This is a genomic window from Streptomyces lavendofoliae, assembly GCF_014649735.1.
GTDB lineage: Bacteria > Actinomycetota > Actinomycetes > Streptomycetales > Streptomycetaceae > Streptomyces > Streptomyces lavendofoliae.
The window spans coordinates 550,198-570,995 of the sequence record NZ_BMTP01000002.1 but is presented as its reverse complement, the minus strand read 5'-3'; the positions used below and the strand labels follow the sequence as shown (position 1 = coordinate 570,995).

18 protein-coding genes are annotated in these 20,798 nt (G+C 74.0%); 9 read left to right on the top strand and 9 right to left on the bottom strand.

Annotated elements, in window-relative coordinates:
• Positions 1–11 precede the first annotated feature (11 nt).
• Complete coding sequence (locus tag IE109_RS05420) at positions 12–2,108, top strand: NHL repeat-containing protein (protein ID WP_189549556.1); 2,097 nt, start codon at positions 12–14, stop codon at positions 2,106–2,108.
• A 100-nt stretch (positions 2,109–2,208) separates the two neighbouring features.
• Here IE109_RS05420 and IE109_RS05415 read toward each other — a convergent pair whose 3' ends face one another.
• Positions 2,209–3,180, bottom strand: coding sequence for a dihydrodipicolinate synthase family protein (locus tag IE109_RS05415; RefSeq protein ID WP_189549555.1), 972 nt, complete (start codon positions 3,178–3,180; stop codon positions 2,209–2,211).
• Positions 3,181–3,276: 96 nt separating this feature from the next.
• Here IE109_RS05415 and IE109_RS05410 point away from each other — a divergent pair, with 96 nt between their 5' ends.
• Entirely contained in the window at positions 3,277–4,245 is a 969-nt protein-coding gene (locus tag IE109_RS05410; RefSeq protein ID WP_189549554.1) for an LLM class flavin-dependent oxidoreductase, read from the top strand.
• On the opposite strand, the gene IE109_RS05405 is transcribed toward IE109_RS05410, so the two are convergent.
• From IE109_RS05405 to IE109_RS05370, 8 genes are all read right to left on the bottom strand, one after another.
• Positions 4,235–5,623: an MFS transporter gene (locus IE109_RS05405; RefSeq protein ID WP_229890573.1), complete on the bottom strand. Its 1,389-nt coding sequence runs from the start codon at positions 5,621–5,623 to the stop codon at positions 4,235–4,237. The genes IE109_RS05410 and IE109_RS05405 overlap by 11 nt on opposite strands.
• Entirely contained in the window at positions 5,620–6,291 is a 672-nt protein-coding gene (locus IE109_RS05400) for an ArsR/SmtB family transcription factor (protein WP_189549553.1), read from the bottom strand. Before IE109_RS05400 ends, IE109_RS05405 begins: the two co-directional genes overlap by 4 nt.
• 103 nt (positions 6,292–6,394) lie before the next feature.
• Entirely contained in the window at positions 6,395–7,525 is a 1,131-nt protein-coding gene (locus tag IE109_RS05395; protein WP_189549552.1) for a DegT/DnrJ/EryC1/StrS family aminotransferase, read from the bottom strand.
• Positions 7,522–8,298, bottom strand: coding sequence for an amidohydrolase family protein (locus IE109_RS05390; protein WP_229890571.1), 777 nt, complete (start codon positions 8,296–8,298; stop codon positions 7,522–7,524). The genes IE109_RS05395 and IE109_RS05390 overlap by 4 nt, the downstream gene beginning before the upstream one ends.
• Complete coding sequence (locus IE109_RS05385) at positions 8,295–9,002, bottom strand: amidohydrolase family protein (protein WP_189549551.1); 708 nt, start codon at positions 9,000–9,002, stop codon at positions 8,295–8,297. The genes IE109_RS05390 and IE109_RS05385 overlap by 4 nt, the downstream gene beginning before the upstream one ends.
• Positions 8,999–9,802: a carbohydrate ABC transporter permease gene (locus IE109_RS05380; RefSeq protein ID WP_189549550.1), complete on the bottom strand. Its 804-nt coding sequence runs from the start codon at positions 9,800–9,802 to the stop codon at positions 8,999–9,001. The genes IE109_RS05385 and IE109_RS05380 overlap by 4 nt, the downstream gene beginning before the upstream one ends.
• A complete protein-coding gene (locus IE109_RS05375; protein WP_308431330.1) occupies positions 9,802–11,109 on the bottom strand; it encodes a carbohydrate ABC transporter permease in 1,308 nt (435 codons plus the stop codon). Before IE109_RS05375 ends, IE109_RS05380 begins: the two co-directional genes overlap by 1 nt.
• Complete coding sequence (locus IE109_RS05370; RefSeq protein ID WP_189549549.1) at positions 11,106–12,371, bottom strand: ABC transporter substrate-binding protein; 1,266 nt, start codon at positions 12,369–12,371, stop codon at positions 11,106–11,108. The genes IE109_RS05375 and IE109_RS05370 overlap by 4 nt, the downstream gene beginning before the upstream one ends.
• 330 nt (positions 12,372–12,701) lie before the next feature.
• On the opposite strand from IE109_RS05370, the gene IE109_RS05365 reads away from it, so the two are divergent.
• The 7 genes from IE109_RS05365 (at position 12,702) to IE109_RS05335 (ending at position 20,670) form a co-directional block, all read left to right on the top strand.
• Positions 12,702–13,100: a cell division protein SepF gene (locus IE109_RS05365; protein WP_189549548.1), complete on the top strand. Its 399-nt coding sequence runs from the start codon at positions 12,702–12,704 to the stop codon at positions 13,098–13,100.
• 74 nt (positions 13,101–13,174) lie between these two features.
• Complete coding sequence (locus IE109_RS05360) at positions 13,175–14,344, top strand: AAA family ATPase (RefSeq protein ID WP_189549547.1); 1,170 nt, start codon at positions 13,175–13,177, stop codon at positions 14,342–14,344.
• Positions 14,341–14,721 carry a nucleotide pyrophosphohydrolase gene (locus IE109_RS05355; RefSeq protein WP_189549546.1) on the top strand — a complete coding sequence of 127 codons (381 nt, stop codon included), beginning with the start codon at positions 14,341–14,343 and terminating at the stop codon, positions 14,719–14,721. Before IE109_RS05360 ends, IE109_RS05355 begins: the two co-directional genes overlap by 4 nt.
• A 124-nt stretch (positions 14,722–14,845) precedes the next feature.
• Positions 14,846–15,316, top strand: a complete 471-nt coding sequence (locus tag IE109_RS05350; protein ID WP_189549626.1) for a DUF6099 family protein — start codon at positions 14,846–14,848, stop codon at positions 15,314–15,316.
• 272 nt (positions 15,317–15,588) lie between these two features.
• Positions 15,589–16,512, top strand: coding sequence for an LLM class F420-dependent oxidoreductase (locus tag IE109_RS05345; protein ID WP_189549545.1), 924 nt, complete (start codon positions 15,589–15,591; stop codon positions 16,510–16,512).
• A gap of 76 nt (positions 16,513–16,588) precedes the next feature.
• Positions 16,589–18,091 carry a 3' terminal RNA ribose 2'-O-methyltransferase Hen1 gene (locus tag IE109_RS05340; RefSeq protein WP_189549544.1) on the top strand — a complete coding sequence of 501 codons (1,503 nt, stop codon included), beginning with the start codon at positions 16,589–16,591 and terminating at the stop codon, positions 18,089–18,091.
• Complete coding sequence (locus IE109_RS05335; protein ID WP_189549543.1) at positions 18,088–20,670, top strand: polynucleotide kinase-phosphatase; 2,583 nt, start codon at positions 18,088–18,090, stop codon at positions 20,668–20,670. The genes IE109_RS05340 and IE109_RS05335 overlap by 4 nt, the downstream gene beginning before the upstream one ends.
• Positions 20,671–20,798: the final 128 nt, after the last annotated feature.

Genomic DNA, 20,798 nt, shown 5'->3' with positions numbered 1-20,798 from the left:
GAGAGGGACGCATGGAACGCAGGCGACTGCTCAACGCCGGAGCCGGGGCCACCCTGGCGGCAGTGGCGGGACAGACCATCACCCCCAGCGCGGCACACGCCGCCACGACACCAACGGCCGGCCCCGCACCGGCGGCCGGAACCGCTCCGGCGGACGGCGCGAGCACGGCCGGGCACCGCTGCTCCGGGCCCGCGGTCACCACGTACGGCATCGCGTCCCTGACGGCGGCGATCGTCGGCACCACGGTCCTGGGCGACCACGCGTACGTCGTCGCCCGCGGCCAGAACCCCACCCTCGTCGGCGAGATCGACCTGACGACCAGAAAGCTGACCAGAACCTTCCGGCTCGACCGCGGTGACGGCGGCTGGGCGGCCACCGTCTCCGGCGGCCAGGTGTACATCGGCACCTACCCCTTCCCCGACATCCACCGCATCGACCCCACCACCGGCACCGTCACCCGCATCGGCACCGTCGGCCCGGCCGGCGGCTTCGTCTGGTGCCTCACCACCGCCCCCGACGGCACCGTCTACGCCGGCACCAGCCCGCGCGGCGAGGTCTGGGAGTACAAGCCCGATACCGGCAGGCTCCGCAATCTCGGCCTCGCGATGCCCGGCGAACAGTACGTCCGGGCCATCGCCGCCGACGACGCCTACGTGTACGCCGGCACCCTGCCGCGCGGCTACATCGTCGCCTACGACCGGGCGACCGGCGTCAAACGGAACATCACCCCGACCCCGTACGGCGGCGCTTCCGCCCTCCTCGCGCGCGGTGGCCGGGTCTACGGCTCCTTCGGCAGGTCCATCGTCGACCTCGCCCCGGACGGCAGCGACGCCCACGTCATCCCCATCCCCGCCCCCGAGCGCATCGCCGACGCGCTGACGGTCACCGACGACGGCACCCTCTACTGCGTCGGCCGTCCCACCGGCACCGTCTACCGGCGCGACGGCGACACCCTCGTCAAGGTCGCCGCCCCCGCCACCGGCGACGAGCACCGCGCCCTCGTCCCCCTCCCGGACGGGAGGATGCTGGGCGCGGTGGGCAGCGGCCGGCTGTGGTGGCTCGACCTGGCCACCGGGAAGTCGGAGGTCGTCGAGCTGATCGACATCGGCCTGTCCGGCCCGGACCCCGTCCAGTCCATCGCCTACGAGTCCGGCGGCACCGTCCACGTCGGCGGGCACTACTCCCTGACGACCCACCGGCCCGCGCACGGCACCTCCGCGCGCATCAGGATCCCCGGCGAACCCAAGACGCTCCGGGCGATCGGCGGCAAGGTGTACGCGGCGATGTACCCGAGCACCGAGTTCCTGGAGATCGACCCCCGCCGCGGCAAGGTCCGTTCGATGGGCTTCATCGAGAACGACCAGCAACGACCCACGGACATGGCGTACGTCCCCGAGCAGGACCTCCTGCTGGTGACGAGCGCGCCGCCGGCCGGCGGCCTCAAGGGCGCCCTCACCTTCGTGGAGCGCTCACGCGGCAGGCTCACCGTCCACAAGGACCCCATCACCGACCAGAGCGTGATGTCCGTCGCCCTCGACGACCGGATCGGCCACCGGACCGCCTACCTCGCCGGCGACACCTGGGGCGGCGGCAGCGTCACCCCGACCCGGCCCAACGCCACCGTCGTCGCCTACGACGTGCGCCGCCGCACCGTTCTGTGGGAGGTCACGCCCGTCGAGGGCAACGCCAGCATCCAGCACATCGAGGTGCACAACGGCATCCTGTACGGCGTCTACAAGCGGCAGTCGGGCAACTGGTTCGCCATGGACATCGAGTCCCGGACCGTCCTGAGGACCGGCAAGCTCCCCAGCTACGGCGAGATCAGCGTCCACTTCGGCCAGGTCTACGCCTCCGTCTTCGGCGGCTCCGTCTACCGGCTCGGACCGCTCGAGGCCGGCGACGGCGAGGCCGAGCTCGTCCTCGGCGGGCTGGGCGACGGGTGGTACAACCCGCCGCAGCTGGCCTGGGAGCGGGCCACGTGGTACGCCTGGGGCGTCGCCACCCGCGCCCTCGCCCGGCTCCGGCTCGACCCGCTGTGCCCGTCGGGGACGCCGTCGCGGATCACCGCGCAGTACGAGGCGGTCCTGAAGGGCCTCCTCGCCAACTGACGGCCCCTCATGGTGCCCCCGGCCACCCGGCCGGGGGCACTCGGCCGGCGTTCCGCCGCCCGGTGGCGCGTGCGGGCGGGCGCCGCGCGGGGCCGCCCCGCTAGGCGCTGTCCGGGACCGGTTCCTTCGCGAGCGCCTCCAGGCACTCCTCGACCGCCCGCCGCTCACCCTCCGGCAGCCGCGGGCCGTACGGATCGTGCGCGGCCTCCTCCGGGATCAGGCCCTCCCACACCGCCGCCCACAGCATCCGCTGCACATAGCCCTCGATGGGCGCGAGGAACGTGACCGCCGCGAAACGGTCCAGCCGCGCCGACGCCCGCACGAAACCCTCGTGGTCACCCGCCCGCCAGCACGCCAGCACCGCGCTCGTCAACGCCACCCGGGCCGCCGCGATCCCCACCAGCGCCGTGTCCGCCCCCCACATCAGCGACGGCCCGAACATCCGGTCCTCGCCCGTGACGACCAGCCGGCCGCTCGGCCGGGCGGCCCCGATCGCGTCCTGACAGGCCATCGCCCGGTCCAGCGTCGCCAGCTTGATCCCCACGGCGGACGGCAGCGCCAGCAGCCGCTCCACCAGCCGGGGCGGATACGGATAACCCCCCGCCTCCCCGTGCAGGAAGAAGCCGACCACCGGCAGCCCGCTCACCGCCGCCACCCGCTCGTGCAACTCCACCGCGGCGTCCTCGTCCCCGTCCAACTGCGCCAGCGGGTACACCATCACCGCGTCCGCGCCGCCCTCCGCGGCGGCCACCGCCATCGCCACCGTCGCGTCCACCGCGTCCGCGAGACCCACCGGCCCGGCCGCGCGGGGCACCCCGACCCCCGCCACCACCGGCGCGCCGACGGCCTCCCGCCACACCGCGAGGACCCGGCGCCGGTCCCGCTCCGACAGGTACAACCCCCGCCCTGTGTGGGCCCACACCGCGACCCCGCCGACCGGTTCCGCGGCGATCCGCTCCGCGTACCCCCGCAGCGCCCCGGCGTCCACCGCGCCGGCCGCGTCCATCGGGGTCGCCACCGCCGGGACGACGGTCCCGCGCAACCGCCGTACCAGGTCCTCGCAAGCCGACATGGGTGCGCTCCCGTCTGTCGCGGCCGTCCTCGACACGCTAGCCTTTACGGTCCGGACCGTAAAGGAAGGGCCACCGACGAAAGGGACGGCGCTCTGATGCGACTCGGTCTGTACGTCAACCTCTACGCCGACCGGTCCGACCGGCCGCGCCTCGCCGACGCCGTCGAGCAGGTGCGCCTCGCCGAACAGGCCGGCTTCGCCTGGGCGGTCCTCGGCGAACGGCACCTCCACCGGCCCGGTTACCACGAGGTCCTCACCTCTTTGGCCTACCTCGCCGCCCACACCGAGCGGATCGGGCTCGCCACCGCCGGCCTCATCGCGCCCGTCCACCACCCGGTGATGCTGGCCGAGACGCTCGCCCACATCGACGTCCTGTCGCAAGGCCGTCTCACCGCCGGCTTCGTCCTGGGCTACCGCCCCGAGGAGTTCGCCCTGTACGGCACCCGCCCGCAGGAGCGCGTGTCGCGCTTCGAGGAGTGCCTGGAGCTCGTCACCCGGCTGTGGACCGAGGACGAGGTCACCCACACGGGCAGGCGGTACGCGGTCGAGGGCGCGTTCCTCTCGCCCCGGCCCGTCCAGCGCCCCCGGCCACGCATCTGGAACGGCGGCCGCGTGCCCGCCGCACTGGAGCGCACCGCCTGGACGTGCGACGGCTGGACGACCTCCTTCAACGAGACCGACGACGAACTGCCGAAGAAGATCGCCGCCTACCGCGCCTTCCCCCGTGGCCCGCGCTCCCTGGGGGCCGAGGTCATCGTCTGCCGGGAGGGGTACGCCGCGCCCACCGGCGCCCGGGCCCGCGCCGCACTGGAGGGCCCGCTGCGCGGACTGTACGACGCGTACGGCGACTGGAAGCGCACCTCCGCCGACGCCGCCCGCTACGCCCAGCCGTGGGAGGACATCGCCGCCCGGTCGGTCATCGGCTCGGCCGCCGAATGCGCGGAACGGATCGGCCGGTACGCGGAGATGGGCGCCGACGGGATCGTCCTGCGCGTCCAGCCGCCCGGCATGCCGCAGGCGGACGCGCTGCGCGCGATCGAGGCGTTCGGCGCCTTCACCTCGTAGCGGTATCCGTTCCCGGCAGGACCTCGCCCGCGGACCGAGGCGGAGGATGCCCGGCCCCGGCCGGCGGCGCCGGTACGGGCCGCACTCGTACGGCCCACAGCGCCGCGCCCGCCAGGAGGGCGAGGGCACCCGGCAGCCACGGCAGCGGACCGGCCGGCAGGAGGCCGGCGACCAGGCCGGCCAGGGCACCGGCCGACTGAAGGGCGAGGGACTGCGCGGACAGCGCTGTGGCGCGGGTCGCACTGCCCACCGCCCGGTGCAGCAGGTCGTTCTCGTTCGGACCGGCGGCACCCAGGCCCAGGTAGACGAGCGCGTAACCGCCCGCGGCGAGGACCGCCGGAGGCGTGCCGTCGAAGGCGGCCGTCACGCCGAGCAGCAGCAGACCGGCCCCGCTCACCGCGAGGCTCGCCAGGGCGGCGGGCGCGCTGCCCCCCGTCAGCCGCGCGACGAACGGCGCGCCGTGGCTCCCGGCCGCCGTGCACAGGAAACCCCCGCAGGCCAGCGCGGCGAACAGCACGGCCCCCGACTCCGGCGCACCGGTCAACCGGGCCGACCGGACCGGGGCGAGGAGCTCGATCGTGGCGAGCGCCGCACCGGCCGCCGCCGCCGTGAGCAGCACCCGGCGGACCAGGGACTGCCGCACGCCCAGCCGCAGCCCGGCCAGGATCGTCGCGGGTACGCCGCTCAGCACCGTCCGCGTCGACGCGGGCGGCCGGGGCGGCCGGGGCGGCTCCGGCAGGGCGGTCAGCACGTAGACGACGTAGCCGACGCCGACGGCCGCGCCGAGGAGCCCGGGCACCGAGAGCGGCAGGACGAGCCCGTCGGTGGCGCGGACGAGCCGGTCGCCCAGGCCGGTGCCGGTGCCGGAGCCGTTACCGGTGTCGAGCAGGAGCGGCAGGGCGCCGCCGGCGAGCGTTCCGGCGGCCAGCGCGCCGGCGCAGGCGGTACCGCCCCGGGCCAGGCCGGCGCGCAGGTCGGCGCCGTCGCCGGAGTGCGCCTGGACGGTGTCCACGTACCACGCCTCGGCGGGCCCGCTGGACAGGGCGCGGCCCAGACCCATCAGGAGCATGGCGGCGGTCAGGGCCCACAGGGTGGTGCCGAGCACCAGCAGGATGAGGGCGCAGACGTTCACCAGGCCCGCGGCGGCCAGCACGGCGCGGCGGCCGACGACGTCGGACAGGCCACCGGTGGGCAGCTCCATGACGGACACGGTCACCGAGTACACGGCGTACAGCCCGGCGACGACGGCGAGACCCAGGCCGCGCTCCGTCAGCAGCAGGACCTGGGACGGCAGGTAGAGGCCCACCGGAAGCCAGAAGAGGAAGGTGACGCGGGCGAAGCGCCGGCGAGCGGTGGCCGGGTCCAGGAGCCGTCTCACGACACGTCACCTGTCGGCGCGGACGGCGCGGGTCGTGCGGCCGGCGTGGGAGGCGCGGGCGGGGCGGCCTCCTCGCCGAGAGGGAGACCGGCGAGGAAGAGGACGACCTGCTCGGCCCGCGGGTCTCCGGCGTCGCGGGCGGACAGCTCGCCGATGGTGCGCTCGACCACCTCGAACAGCTCGGCCAGGGACTCGGGTGTCAGCCGGACCAGGAGGTCCGTCACGCCGGACGGCTCCAGCCACTCCGGTGCCACCCGCCCGGCGTCCAGGTTGCGCTGGTGGCGCGCGAGGGACCGTTCGAAGTGGTCCGCCTGCGCGCGGTGGACGGCCGCCAGGAAGGCCCGTGCCGTGTCGCCGGAGCCCGCCACGGCGGCGTTGCTCCACGTCGTGACCTCGTGCACCGCCCTCCAGCGCCGCTCGCGGCCGTCGCGGTGCTCGGCCTCGGCGATGAAGTCGTACTTGGCGAGAACCCGCAGGTGGTAACTGGTTGAGGCGGACGACTCGCCCGTCCTCACGGCCAGTTCGCTGGCGGTGGCCGGGCCGTCCTGCCGCAGCAGCCCCAGCAGGCGGATGCGCAACGGGTGGGTCAGCGCCTTGAAGGCGGCCGTGTCCTTCTGCGTATCGAGAACACGCCGGCCCGCCGCGCCGGGGAGGGCTTCGTCGGTCATGCGGGTGAGAGTAGAGCGGGCGCCCGGCTTCGCCAACAGATTTTTGCAAAATCACTTCGGCGAACGCGGGCGGACGGCGGGGTCCTCGGCCCGGGGCCCCGGCTCACCCGGCCGGGTCGGGACGCCCGCGGACCGCGAGGGCCGCACGGGCGATGTACGCCATCGCCTCGGCGTCCGCCATCAGCATCGGCTGCCGCACCCACACCACGTTCGCCTCCGCGTCCTCCGCCACCGGGCACGGCGTCCGCGCCACCACGTACGGCAGGCGGCTCAGCGAGCGGTAACCGGCGTCCAGCGGCACCCCTTCGGCGGCCATCGCGGCCAGGAACGCCTCCTTGGGGCGTCCGCCGAAGGACCGCGCGTCGTACCGCAGCATCGCCAGGTGCCAGGTGTGCCGCGACGTCCCGGACGGAGCCGGGACGAGCTCCAGCCCCGGTACGCCGTCGAGGGCCTCGGCGAGCGCGGCCGCACCGCGCGCACGCCGGTCGGTCCAGCCGTCGAGGAGTGCGAGCTGCGGGTGCAGCAGCGCCGCCTGGAACTCGGTCATCCGCAGGTTCCAGCCCAGCTCCGGATGGTCGTACCAGCCGCCCTCCGGGCTGCGCCCCACGTTGTGCAGCGACCACACCCGTTCGAACAGGTCCCGGTCGCCGGTCACCACGATGCCGCCCTCCCCGGCGGTCATCGCCTTGCCCGACTGGAAACTGAAGCACGCCACGTCCCCCAGGGAGCCCGCCGGGCGGCCGTCGCGGGCCGCGCCGTGCGCCTGCGCCGCGTCCTCCACGACGGGCAGGCCCAGCGACCGCAGCGCGTCCGTGTCCGCCGGCGCCCCGGCGAGGTGCACCGCGACGACCGCCTTCGTACGCGGCCCGGCAGCCGCGCGCACCGCCACGGGGTCGAGGTGCAGCGTCTCCTCGGTGACGTCGGCGGCCACCGGCGTGGCCCCGGCCAGCACCACCGCCGTCGCGGTGGCCACGAACGTGTACGCCGGGACGACCACCTCGTCACCCGGGCCGACGCCGAGCGCGCGCAGCGCCAGGAACAGCGCCACCGTGCCGTTGACCGTGCACACCCCGTGGGCCGCCCCGACGCGCCGGGCGAACGCGGCGGCGAACTCCTCGGTCGCGGTCCCGGACGTGGCCCCCCAGCGCCCGCTGTCCAGCACCCGCAGCAGCGCCCGGCGCTGCTCACCGGTCGCGGGCGGCGGCCAGGCGGGCCATTGCGGCCGCCCGTTCACACGACGCCCTTGAGCAGCTCGTCCATGGTGCCGTGCAGGACCCGCTCACGGTCCTCCTCCGGCAGGTCCGCGAGCAGCACCCGCCCGAGCCCGGCGCGCAGGTCCAGGAAGACGGCGTCCGACCCGAAAGCCACCCGGTGGGCCCCCACGCCCGCGACCATGCGCGTGAGATGACGTGCCGTCATCCGGGAGCCACACGTCTCCAGCACCAGGTCGGGACAGCGCGCCGCGGCCTCCATGGCGGCGCGCAGCCCCTGCGGGAACAGCCCCGCGTGGCCCATCAGCAGCGGCACGCCGGGGTGGCGGGGGGAGACGGCCGCGAAGTGGCGGGCGTCCGACCAGGCGCCGCCGTGCTGGCTGTGCGCCAGGACGAGCCGCCCGTGCTCGGCGGCGGCCTCGAACGCCGGGGTGTACGCGCGGTCGTCGAGTGCCGTCTCGTGCACCTCCGGGTGCAGCTTCACCCCGATCACGCCGGGCACGTCCAGCAGGTCCCGCAGCCGCTCGGGGCCCTGCGGGTCGTGCGGCTGGTACACGGCCCAGCCCAGCAGCCGGCCGGGGTGCGCCCCGAGGGCCTCGACCAGCAGGGCGTTCCCGGCGCGGGCGTCGGGGCCCACCGCCAGCAGGTGCGACACGCACGCGGTGGCCACGCCGCAGCGGTCCATCATCGCCACCAGGCTCCGCGCCGAGCCGTCCGTGACGGCGAACGCCCCCCACCGGCCGATGTGGCCGTGCGCGTCGATGACGTCCACGGCCGGACGTCCCGCCGTGCTCACGGCCCGCCGCCCATCAGCTCCAGCGCGTTGCCGCCCGCGATGAGCGCCGTGTCGTGGGCCGGCAGGTCCAGGGTGTCCAGCAGGTGGCGCGGACCGGCGTCGTCCGTGACCGGGGCGCCCGTCCCGAACAGCACCCGGTGGGCGCCGTAGTGCTCGGCGACCCACTCCACCTGGCGGTGGCCGCAGAGCGTCGAGGTGTCGACGTACAGCGAGGGGTGGGCGTCGAGCAGCTCGGCGAGCTGCCGCAGCGCGCGGTACCCGGTGCCGGTCAGGACGACGCGCGGGGCGGGCACGGCGGCGGCCAGCCGGTGCACCTCCCCGGTCGTCACCTCGTCAAACGGGAGCAGCACGGCGGTGCCACTCGCCGCCAGTCCGGCGAACAGCTCCCGGGCGTGCGGCCCGGTCACGGCCCAGCCGTGCCGCCGGGGGCACAGCCGCACCAACGGCGCGCCGCCCGCCCACGGTCCGGTGCCGAGCGGTCCGGGGACGAGCACCGGCACGGGCCACAACCGGGGGTCGGCGACCCGCGTCAGCTCGGCGTTGCCGTCGCGCGGGTCGCCGTGCACGGCGTACGAATGACTGACGCAGGCGGCGTCGATGCGCAGCCGGTCCAGCTCCGTGACGAGGCCGGTCTCGTCGCGGCTGGGGACGTCGTCGTGGGGGAGGGGGCCGAGGGTGCGGTTGATGTCGACGACCGCGGTCATGACTTCATGCCGCTGGTGGCGACGGAGTCGGTGAGGTACCGCTGGAGCAGGCCGAAGACGAGCAGGCAGGGGATGACGGTGATGGTGGCGCCGGCCATGATCTGGTTGATCGTCACGTTCTCGCCCTCCAGGGTGGCGAGTCCGACCGTGAGCGTACGCATGGCCTCGGACTGGCCGATGACCAGCGGCCACAGGAAGTCGTTCCAGTGCCAGAGGAAGACGAACACGCCGAGGGTGGCGAGGACCGGTCTGATCAGCGGCAGGACGACGGTCGTGAAGACCCGCCACTCCGACGCCCCGTCGATCTTCGCCGCCTCGAACAGCTCGTCGGGCAGCTGCACGATGAACTGGCGCATCAGGAAGACGGCCTGCGAGTTGGCCAGGGTCGGCACGATCAGACCCCAGTAGGTGTCCACGCCGCCCATCTCGGAGACGAGGATGTAGTACGGGATGAGGGTCGCCTGGAACGGCACCATCAGCGTCGCCAGGAACGACCAGAACAGCACCTCGCGCCCGGGGAAGCGCTTCTTCGCGAAGGCGTATCCGGCCATCGACGCGAACAGCAGGATCAGCAGCACCGACACCAGCGAGTAGACCAGCGAATTGAGCGCCCAGCGCGTGATGTCGGCGCTCTGCAGCACGTCGGTGAAGTTCCGCAGGGTCGCGCGGGTGACGTCGAAGGCGCCCGGCAGGGTCCGGCCTCCGGGCGGCGCGAACGCCACCAGCACCATGACGACGAAGGGGGTGACGGTCACGAACGCGACCAGGACCAGCAGGACCGGCAGCCTCAGCCGCGCCATCAGTCCTCCTCCCTTCCGATGAGCCGCCGCTGGATGAGCGAGAAGACCAGGACGATCAGGAACAGGACCAGGCCGACCGCGCTCGCGTAGCCGAAGTCGAAGAACTTGAAGCCCGAGTCGTAGAGGAAGTACACCAGCGAGTAGCTGGCCCGCACGGGGCCGCCGGCGGTCATGACGTACATCGCGTCGAAGACCTGGAACGCCTGGATGGCCTCGATGACGAGGACGAAGAAGAGGACGGGCCGCAGCAGGGGCAGGGTCACCCAGCGGAAGCGCTGCCAGGCGCTCGCGCCGTCGATGGTGGCCGCCTCGGCGACCTCGCGCGGGATGGACTGGAGCCCGGCGAGGAGGATCAGCATCGAGTAGCCGAAGCCCTTCCAGGCGGTGGCGGCGGCGATGGAGGGCAGCACGAGGGACTCGTCGCCCAGGAAGTCCACCGGGCCGGCGCCGAGGACGCCGAGCGCCGCGTTGAGCAGACCGTCCTCCACTTCGTAGATCCACTTCCAGATGACCGCGGCCAGCACGATGCTGGTGACGTACGGCAGGAAGAACAGGCCCCGGAAGAACCCGCGCAGCCACAGCGTGCGGTGCAGCAGCACCGCCGTGCCGAGGGCGAGCAGCACGGTCATCGGGACGTAGAGCGCGGTGTAGACGGCGGTGACCCCGAGGCTCTCCCAGAACAGGTGGTCGTCGAGGAGCCGGGTGTAGTTGGCCGCTCCGATGAAGGTCCACTCGCCGCTGAGCCGGTAGTCGGTGAGCGACAGGAACGCGGCACCGAGCGTGGGACCGAACCGGAACACCAGGAACAGCACGAGCATCGGCGCGACGAACGCCAGCCCCACCAGCGCCTCGCGCCGCCGGACGGGACGGCGCCCACCACGCCCGCGCGCCCGGCCCGGCGGCCCCGCCGGCGCGGGTCCCCCCGGCGGCCCGCCCGCCGGCGCGGCGGTGTCGCGCTTCGGGTCCGTGACGGCCGCCGAGGACGCGGCCGTCACCGTCCCGGCGGCGGCACCCGGCCCCACCGCGCCGCGCACCGGGGCACCCGGCGGGGTGCCGCCGGTGACCGCGCCGGGGCCCGGGAGCGCGCCCGCCACGGCACCCGGCGCGGACTCGGGCGAGGACCCGGCCATCGCGCCCGCCACGGCGTCCGGCGCGGCGCCCGTGAGGATCCCAGGCGCCGGCCCGGCCGCCGGGGGCGGGCCGTCCGGCGGGGCGGGGCGCCCGGCGGCGCCCTGCCCCGCGGTGGTGTCCGGCTCCGTGGGCTCCGGCTCGTCGGGGAAGGCCTCGCGCGGCTCGACCTTGCTCAACGCTGCCGCGCCAGCAGGTCGTCGCCCTCCTTGGCCGCTGCCTCCAGCGCCTGCTCAGGTGTCTTCTTGCCGGTGAGCGCGGCCTGGATCTCCGGCGTGATGAGCGCCATCAGCTGGCGCGCGGCGGGGTGCGGCTCGCCGGGGAAGGTGTGGGCCAGGGCCGCTTCGTACTCCTTGGCGAAGGCGCTCTCGTGGGGGACCGAGACGTCCGTGCGCGGCGAGAAGAACCCGCCCGCCTTGCCCATGGACGCGATCTGCGCGGGCTCGGTCATATAGGCGATGAACTTCTCCGCTCCCGCCAGGTTCTTCGTCCGGGCGTTGATCCCCAGGCCGCCCGGCATGCCGAAGCAGACCTGCTTCTTGGGCCCGGCGAGGGCGGGGCCGACGATCACATTGCCCTTGCCCCAGGTCTTCTCCGCGAGGGCCGCGTCGGAAGGCGTGTTGGTATAGCCCATCGCCACCTGCTCCTTGCCCAGCGCGTGATCGGTGAACAGATTGGCGTTGGTCAGTGCCGACCGGGGTACGGAGCCGCTCTTGTAGAGGTCGACGAGGAAGGTGAGCGCCTCGACGCCCTCGGGGCTGTTGAACGCGGTCTTCTTGCCGCTGTCGTCGAACACCCGGCCGCCCGCCTGCCACAGCAGCGGGTAGAAGCTCATGTTGAGCGACGCCTCGTTGCTCGCGGAGTAGTCGAGGGTGGCGACGCCGGCCTGCTTGAGCTTCGGCGCGGCCGCCCTCAGGGCGTCCCAGGTGGCGGGCGGCTCTTCTATCCCCGCCTTGTCCAGCAGCTTCTTGTTGTAGAGCGTGCTGGTTACCGTGTGATAGATCGGCGCCGCGTAGACCTTGCCGTCCTGCGTCATGGCGTCGAGGGCGGCGGGGCGGAAGGCGCTCCGGGACTTCTCGATGGCCCGGTCGACGGGCTGGACCGCGCCGTTCGCCTGGAACTGGGGGATCTGGTCGGGCCCGAGCAGCACCACGTCGGGGCCCTTGCCGCTGCCGAAGGCGGTGGCCAGCTTCTGGTCCCGGTTCTCCCAGGGCAGTTGCTCGATGGTGAGGTCGAGACCCTTCTGGGCCGCCTCGAAGCCCTTTTCGATGCTGTCCCAGTACGCGGCGTTGGCCTTCGGATCCATGATCACCGGATACATCCAGACGGTGACCTTGTTCGCCGCCGAGCCGCTGTCGCCGTCGGCGCAGCCGGCCGCGGTGAGCGCGGTGAGGGTGAGGAGGGCGAGAGGAACGGTGGCGCGCTTGAACCCTGTCTTCATGCTGGGCCTCCGGAAGGCCTGTCAAAACCTGGACAGTTTCGGCCTGGGCCGAAAGTAGCTGGGCAGTTTTGCACTGTCAATGCTGCGCGGCCGTGCCGTCCGTGGCCACCCGGCAGGCCACCGTGACGGTCCTGGGGACGTCCCCCCACTCGTTCGGACGACACGTCACCCCGCATACGGGGCAGACGACGGGACGAGGTGTCAGATCCGTCGGCGTGGCCTCGCCACGGCCTGCTGAAACGGCCGAGTCCGGCAGTGGACCGGAGGGCCGGTACAGGTGGCGTCGTGTCGCAGTTGGGCCGAACGGGTGAGGGAGGCGAGGATAGGCGTATGAGTAGGTACGAGAGGTACGACGTCACCGACGAACAGTGGGAGGGCCTGGCGCAGGTCGTCCCGCTGAGGGGGCGCAACGAGTGGCCGTCCCGGGTCGACCACAGCACGATCCCGCAGGACTACGAGGCCGTCGAGCAGCGCCGCATGGTCGTCCTGCGGGTGCAGGTGTTCGCCGACGCGCGTGAGGTCGCCGAGTACCTGATCGCGCAGATCCCGGTGCTGCTGGACCTGACCGCGGCCGACGCGGACGTCGCCAAGAGGATCCTGGACTTCAGTAGCGGTGTCGTCTTCGGGCTCGGCAGCGGCATGCACCGCGTCGACCGGAACGTCTTCCTGCTGGCCCCGGCCGGCACGGAGGTGGAGGGCGTCGCCGCCGCGGCGGTTCCGCATTCCTAGGCGGTTTCCCTCATTCGTAGGAAGGCTGTTCGGGCGGAACGGTTCAGCATGACCCGCCCTCATACGGTCCGAGCATGCACGCAACCAGCCCCGCGCCGCCCTCTGCGGCGCCCTCCACCCCGCCCACCCGTCCCGCCGTCACGGAACTGCGGCTGTCCGCCTTCAGGTCACACCGCGGCGCCGCCTTCCGGCTCGCGCCGGTGACGCTCTTCGCGGGGGCGAGCGGCACCGGAAAATCGAGCGCGTTACAGGCGTACGAAGCTCTCGCCCTCCTCGGCGCGGGCGCCACGCTCGGCAGCGCCTTCCCCGACCCCGTCGGCTGCGTCCCCGCCCGGGCGGAGGCCGACGCGGAGGGGAGGCGCGGCTTCCGCATCGGCTGCACGGTGGACGGCCCGGCCGGGCCGGTGCGCCTCGACCTGGCCGTCCAGGCCGAACCGGAACTGCGGGTCGTCGGTGAACGGCTGACCGGTGGCGACGGGCGGACGCTGCTCACCACGGCGCTGCGCGACCCCGGTCGCGGCACCGTCCAGGCCGAATGGCACACCGCCGGTTCGGTGCCCGTCACCCGTGCCCCGCTCCCCGGGGACCGGCTCGGGACGGCGCTGCTGCCGCTGCGGGTGGCGGGCAAGACCGAGGGGCAGCGTCATGTGCTGGCGGCCGCCGAGCAGGTGGTCGTGGCCCTTCGGTCGGTGTTCCCCTGCGACCCTCAGCCGCAGCGGATGCGGGCTCCCGTGGCGGTGGGCGAGGGACGGCTGCGCCGCGGCTGCGACAACCTGGCGGAGGTCCTCCACCGCACGCGCACCGGCTGCCCGCGCCGGCACGCCCGGCTGGCGGCCGTCGCCCGGGCGGGTTGCGCCGGACCGGTGCGGGACCTGGACGTCGAGGAGCTCGCCGACGGGACGGTCCGGGCGGTGCTGGGCCGCGGCGCGGAGGGCCGGATGCCCGTCGGGCGCCTCGGCGAGGGCGAGCTGCGCTACCTGGCCCTCGCGCTGGTGCTGCTCACCGGGCCGGGCGTGCTGGCCATGGACCCCGTCGCCGAGGTGCCGCCCGCGATGCAGACGCTCACCGTGCTCGCCGACGGGTTCGACCGCGGCCTGGACCGGCGCCAGATCCGCGAACTGGCCGGCCTGGCCGCCCAGATCTGCGCCGACGGTCACATCCGGCTGGTGGGGACGGTCGGCGAGGCGGGCGCCAGGGCCGCGCGCGGGCGCGCCGGAGTGACGGTGGTAGACCTGAACCCGTGACTGAACCGGATGTGCAGGGATTGCAGCGCAGGCTCGCCGAGTTCGCGGCCTCGCGGGAGTGGCAGCCGTACCACACGCCCAAGAACCTGGCCGCGGCGCTGAGCGTGGAGGCGGCCGAACTGCTGGAGATCTTCCAGTGGTTGACGCCCGAGGAGGCGGACCGGGTGATGGACGACCCGGAAACGGCGCACCGGGTGGCGGACGAGGTGGCCGACGTCCTGGCCTACCTGCTCCAGTTCTGCGGTGCGCTCGGCGTCGACCCGCTGGCGGCGCTGTCCGCGAAGATCGACCGGAACGAGGTGCGCTTCCCCGTCGGGCGGCCGCCGGGGAGGGCCGCCAGGACGTCGAAGGAGCCCGATCGTCACTCTACGGAGTGATCGACTTATTCGCACTGAGCTTCCTGTCCACAGATTTCCGAATTCCCCTGGCTTTTGGGTCGGTTCACCTTCACTCTGGGTAGTGAGTATATGGGCGGACAGTCGTACGAACGGGGGCGGCGTCATGGAAGCGGAGCGGCTCATCGCGACCGGTCGGCGCGCCCTGGCGGACAGCCGGGTGGCGCTGGACATCGTGGGGGAGGCATGGCAGGCGCAGATGCTCGCGCAGGCGATCGGCAATCATCTGGCGCTGACCGGCCCGCCCGAGCTGAGGGGCGAGGCACGGGAGCTCAGTGAGACGGGCAGCCGGGGCGGAGCGGGCCCGGTCCTTCCGGCGCGCGCCCTGCGGCTCACGGGGGTGGGGAACGTGCGCGGCGCGTTACTGGGCCTGCGCGCGCTGCTGGGCGAGGTGGGCATCGCCCTCGTCGGCGTCGCCTGCGCCACCGACGAGGAGGGGCTGTACTGGCAGTGCATCGAAGCGATCGACGCGGCGGACGAGGCGGGTGACCGGGTGCGCGTGATGCTCCGCCGCCTCGTCGTACGCGAACACGCCAAACCCCCCGACCCGGCCGACTCCCCGGCGAGCTCGTTCTGACGACGTCGCGACGGGACGCGGAGGGGCGCGACGGGACGCGGCGCTTGTCGGCCCCGGCCCGGAGGCGGACGGCGTGCCACGGCGGACGCTCGCGGGCGGCGTCGGGCGGCGTCGGGCGGTCCGGGGCGGCGTCGGGCGGTCCGGCTCCGCCCGAGCCACGACGTGTACGGGCCGGGATCGGCGGCGGAGACGGCCCGGGCACCGGTTCCCGGCAGGTACACCCGCCCGGGAAGGGAGCGGTCGCCGTCCGCCGGACGGTGCAGGATGGGGGTATGGATTTTCGAATCTTCACCGAGCCCCAGCAAGGGGCCGACTACGACACCCTGCTGGCCGTCGCCAAGGCCACCGAGGACCTCGGCTTCGACGCCTTCTTCCGGTCGGACCACTATCTGCGGATGGGGTCCGCCGACGGACTGCCCGGGCCGACGGACGCCTGGATCACCCTGGCCGGGCTCGCCCGGGAGACCAAGCGCATCCGGCTCGGCACGCTGATGACGGCCGGGACGTTCCGGCTGCCCGGCGTGCTGGCCATTCAGGTGGCCCAGGTCGACCGGATGTCCGGCGGCCGGGTCGAACTCGGGCTGGGCGCGGGCTGGTTCGAGGAGGAGCACAAGGCGTACGGCATCCCCTTCCCCAAGGAGAAGTTCGCCCGCCTGGAGGAGCAGCTGGCGATCGTCACGGGGCTGTGGGCCACGGAGACCGGGAGGACCTTCTCGTACGACGGGACGTACTACCAGCTCACCGACTCGCCCGCGCTGCCCAAGCCCGCCCAGGCGAAGGTGCCCGTCCTGATCGGCGGGCACGGGGCGAAGCGCACGCCCCGGCTGGCCGCGCGGTACGCGGACGAGTTCAACATCCCCTTCGCCTCGCTGGAGGACAGCGAGCGGCAGTTCGGCCGGGTCCGGGCGGCGGCGGAGGAGGCCGGGCGCAAGGCGGACGACCTCGTCTACTCCAACGCGCTGGTCGTCTGCGTGGGCAAGGACGACGCCGAGGTGGCCCGCCGGGCGGCGGCCATCGGACGGGAGGTGGAGGAGCTCAAGGCGAACGGGCTGGCGGGCTCGCCCGACGAGGTCGTCGACAAGATCGGCCGGTACGGGGCGCTCGGGTCGTCGCGGATCTACCTTCAGGTACTGGACCTGGACGACATCGATCACCTGGAGCTGATCTCCTCCCAGGTCATGTCCCAGCTGAACTGAGGCCCCCGGCCCCGGCTCCCGACCGTGCACCGAAAACCGCTGGTCGGGCGGTGGGCGCCGGACGATACTCGGACGTGTGTTCCTGACGATCAGTACGACCGGTAGCCCGCGGCGTCCCGCCACCGACCTCGGTTTCCTGCTGCACAAGCATCCCGACAAGGCGCAGGCGTTCTCCACCTCGCACGGCACGGCACACGTCTTCTACCCAGAGGCGTCCGCCGAGCGCTGCACGGCCGCGCTGCTGCTCGAGGTGGACCCCGTCGCGCTGGTCCGGCGCGGCCGGGGCAAGGGCCGGGGCGGCGCGCCCGACTCGGCGCTCGCGCAGTACGTCAACGACCGGCCGTACGCCGCCTCGTCGCTGCTGTCCGTCGCGATGAGCACGGTCTTCAAGAGCGCGCTGCGCGGCGTGTGCGCGGCCCTGCCCGAGCGGGCGGCCGAGCCGCTGCCGCTGCGGATCGAGGTCCCGGCCCTGCCCGCGCGGGGCGGCGCCGAACTGGTCCGGGCGCTCTTCGGCCCGCTGGGCTGGACGTCGGTCGAGGCGGAGCCGGTCGCGCTGGACGAACGGTTCCCGGGGTGGGGCGACTCGCGCTACGTACGGCTGGTGCTCGAAGGGGAGCTGCGGCTCTCCGACGCCCTGCGGCACCTGTACGTCCTGCTGCCCGTCCTCGACGACGCCAAGCACTACTGGGTGGCGCCCGACGAGGTCGACAAGCTGCTGCGGGCCGGCGAGGGCTGGCTGGCGGACCACCCCGAGCACCAGCTGATCGCCGGCCGCTACCTCTCCCGCCGCTGGAGCCTCACCCGTGAGGCGATGGAGCGCCTGGAGCTGGTCCGGCTCGCCGAGGCCGACGACCTCGACGTCGAGGACGTCGACAACGCGGTCGAGGACGCCGACGACACGGCCGACGGGAGCGCCCCGGTGCCCACCGGGGAAGCGGGACCGCGGAAGCCGGTGCCGCTCGCCGAGCAGCGCCGCGAGGCGATCCTCGCGGCACTCCGCGCGGCGGGGGCGAGCAGGGTGCTCGACCTCGGCTGCGGCCAGGGCCGGCTGGTGCAGGCGCTGCTGGAGGACGCCCGGTTCACCGACATCGTGGGTGTCGACGTCTCCGTACGGGCCCTGACCGTCGCCGCGCGACGGCTGCGGCTGGAGCGCATGGGGGAGCCGCAGGCCGGCCGGGTGAAGCTGACGCAGGGCTCGCTCACGTACACCGACAAGCGGCTCAAGGGCTACGACGCCGCCGTGCTCTGCGAGGTCGTCGAGCACCTCGACCTGCCGCGGCTGCCGGCCCTGGAGTACGCGGTCTTCGGCTCCGCGCGGCCGGCGACCGTGATCGTGACGACGCCCAACGTCGAGTACAACGTCCGCTGGGAGACCCTGCCCGCCGGGCACGCCCGCCACGGCGACCACCGGTTCGAGTGGACGCGCGCGGAGTTCCGCGACTGGGCGCGGCGGATCGGGGAGCGGCACGGGTACGGCGTGGAGTTCGCGCCCGTCGGCCCGGACGACCCGGAGGTCGGACCGCCCACGCAGATGGCCGTATTCACCCTGACGACCACCAAGGAGGAGAAGGCCGCATGACCGGCACCACGACCACGCCGTCCACGACCACCTCTCGCAGGCTGCCGGTCACCGACCTGTCCCTCGTCGTGCTCATCGGCGCCACCGGGTCGGGGAAATCGACCTTCGCCCGCAAGCACTTCAAGCCCACCGAAATCATCTCCTCGGACTTCTGCCGAGGGCTCGTCGCCGATGACGAGAACGACCAGAGCGCCAGCGGTGACGCCTTCGACGTCCTGCACCACATCGCCGGCAAGCGGCTCGCCGCCGGCCGGCTCACCGTCGTGGACGCGACCAACGTGCAGCAGGAGGGCCGCAGGCAGCTGGTGCGGCTGGCCCGGGAGCACGACGTCCTCCCCATCGCGATCGTGCTCGACCTGCCCGAAGAGGTGTGCGCCGCGCGCAACGCCGCCCGGCCCGAGCGCGCGCACCTGCCCCGCCACGTCGTCCAGCGGCACCGCCGCGAGCTGCGGCGCTCGCTGCGCGGCCTGGAACGCGAGGGCTTCCGCAAGGTGCACGTGCTGAAGAGCGTGGCGGAGGTGGAGTCCGCCGAGGTGGTCCTGGAGAAGCGGTTCAACGACCTGCGTCACCTCACCGGCCCCTTCGACATCATCGGTGACATCCACGGATGCAGCTCCGAGCTGGAGACCCTGCTCGCCAAGCTCGGGTACGAGGACGGCGTGCACCCGGAGGGGCGCACCGCGGTGTTCGTCGGCGACCTCGTCGACCGGGGGCCGGACAGCCCCGGCGTCCTGCGCCGCGTCATGGGCATGGTCGCCTCCGGCGACGCGCTGTGCGTACCGGGCAACCACGAGAACAAGCTCGGGCGCTGGCTCAAGGGCCGGCAGGTGCAGCGGACGCACGGCCTCGCGGAGACGATCGCCCAGCTGGAGGGCGAGAGCGAGGAGTTCCGCGAGCGGGTGAGGGAGTTCATCGACGGGCTGGTCAGCCACTACGTCCTCGACGGGGGCAGGCTGGTCGTCTGCCACGCCGGGCTGCCGGAGAAGTACCACGGGCGCACGTCGGGGCGGGTGCGGTCGCACGCGCTGTACGGCGAGACGACCGGCGAGACCGACGAGTTCGGGCTGCCGGTGCGCTACCCGTGGGCGGAGGACTACCGGGGCCGGGCCGCGGTGGTGTACGGCCACACACCCGTGCCCAGCACCTCATGGATCAACAACACCATCTGCCTGGACACCGGAGCGGTGTTCGGCGGGCGGATGACCGCGCTGCGCTGGCCGGAGCGGGAACTCGTCGACGTACCCGCCGAGAAGGTCTGGTACGAGCCGGTCAAGCCGCTCGCCGTCGAGGCGCCCGGCGGGCACCAGGGCCGGCCGCTGGACCTGGCGGACGTACACGGGCGGCGCGTGGTGGAGACCCGGTACGCCGGCAACGTCGGTGTGCGCGAGGAGAACGCGGCCGCCGCGCTGGAGGTCATGAGCCGCTTCGCGGTGGACCCGCGGCTGCTGGCGTACCTGCCGCCGACGATGGCCCCGACGGCGGCCTCCCGGGAGGAGGGTTTCCTCGAGCACCCGGCGGAGGCGTTCGCCCAGTACCGCTCCGACGGTGTGGAGCGGGTCGTGTGCGAGGAGAAGCACATGGGGTCGCGGGCGGTGGCGCTGGTGTGCCGGGACGCGGAGGCGGCGCGGACACGGTTCGGCGCGCGGGGCCCGACGGGCGCGCTGCACACCCGCACCGGGCGGCCGTTCTTCACGGAGTCGATGAGCGGCTCCGCCACGGGCGAGGCCATGACCGAGCAGGTGCTGGACCGGCTGCGCGCGGCCGTCGGCGCCGCCGGTCTGTGGGACGAGCTGGAGACGGACTGGCTGCTGCTGGACGGCGAGCTGATGCCGTGGTCGCTCAAGGCGTCCGGTCTGCTGCGCACCCAGTACGCGGCGGTCGGCGCGGCGTCGGGCGCGGTGTTCCCGGGGGCGGTGGCGGCGCTGGAGGCGGCGGCCGGCCGGGGCGTCGACGTGGCCGGCCTGCTGGGCCGGCAGCGGGAGCGGGCGGCGGACGCGGCGGCGTTCACCGAGGCGTACCGGCGCTACTGCTGGGACACGGAGGGGCTGGACGGCGTGCGGTTCGCGCCGTTCCAGATCCTCGCCGGGCAGGGCCGGTCCCTCGCGGACGTCCCGCACGACGGGCAACTGGCGTGGCTGGACCGGCTGGTGGAGCACGACCCGACCGGGCTGCTCCAGGTCACGCGCCGGCTCGTCGTCGAGACCGAGGACGAGACCTCCGTCCGGGCGGGTGCCGACTGGTGGCTGGAGCTGACCGGCGCCGGCGGCGAGGGCATGGTCGTCAAGCCGCTCCAGGCGCTGGTGCGCGACGGGAAGGGGCGGCTGGTCCAGCCGGGCATCAAGGTGCGCGGCCGGGAGTACCTGCGGATGATCTACGGTCCGGAGTACACCCGCCCGGAGAACCTGGCCCGGCTGCGCGAGCGGCACCTCGGCCACAAGCGGTCGCTCGCCCTGCGCGAGTACGCCCTCGGGCTGGAGGCCCTCGCCCGCCTCGCCGACGGCGAACCCCTGTGGCGCGTCCACGAGGCGGTGTTCGCCGTGCTGGCGCTGGAGTCGGAGCCGGTCGACCCCCGGCTCTGACGCCCCGGCGGCACGCGCCCGGCGCGTCGGGGGAGGCACACCGCCGTACCCGGGCGGCGCCCCCGCACACGCGGGCGCCGCCCGGGCGCCGCTCACGCCGCCGGGGCGGACCGGGGCGCGGCGGGGGC